The sequence below is a fragment of the Paraburkholderia sp. RL17-373-BIF-A genome (assembly GCF_046030175.1).
Lineage (GTDB): Bacteria > Pseudomonadota > Gammaproteobacteria > Burkholderiales > Burkholderiaceae > Paraburkholderia.
This window is the reverse complement of the sequence record NZ_JARESO010000480.1, coordinates 1-337: the sequence shown is the minus strand read 5'-3', so window position 1 is coordinate 337 and position 337 is coordinate 1. Positions and strand designations below refer to the sequence as shown.

At 59.3% G+C, this 337-nt stretch carries 1 protein-coding gene; it reads left to right on the top strand.

Translation table 11 applies throughout. The annotated features are described in order from the left end of the window. Nucleotides 1-15: 15 nt before the first annotated feature. The coding region (locus tag P0D80_RS51465) for a universal stress protein (RefSeq protein WP_408296725.1) at nucleotides 16-337 on the top strand (322 nt) is incomplete at its 3' end.

Here is a 337-nt window from a genome sequence, read left to right as displayed (position 1 = left end):
ACCGTTTCAGGACCCGTGAGCAAGCTGGTTAAATGCCCCGTGCTAGTCGTCCCGGAGAGCTACGAGCCGCAACTCCAGCATGGACCGACGAAGATTCTCTTCGCTATCGACGGAAGCCCGGCGTCTCATCAGGCTTTGCTGACAGGCATGACGCTCGCCGCGAAAGGGGCGCATCTAAGGGCGCTGTTTGTCGTCGATCGGACCATCAGCTTCATCGATATGGTTCCGATGGACGTGCGGGAGGAGGCGCTGGTCGACGAGGGGAAACGGGCGCTCGCCAAGGTGGCTGAGGTATTCACATCGCTTGCCCCCGGTTTTTCCACTGACTCTGGTTTTA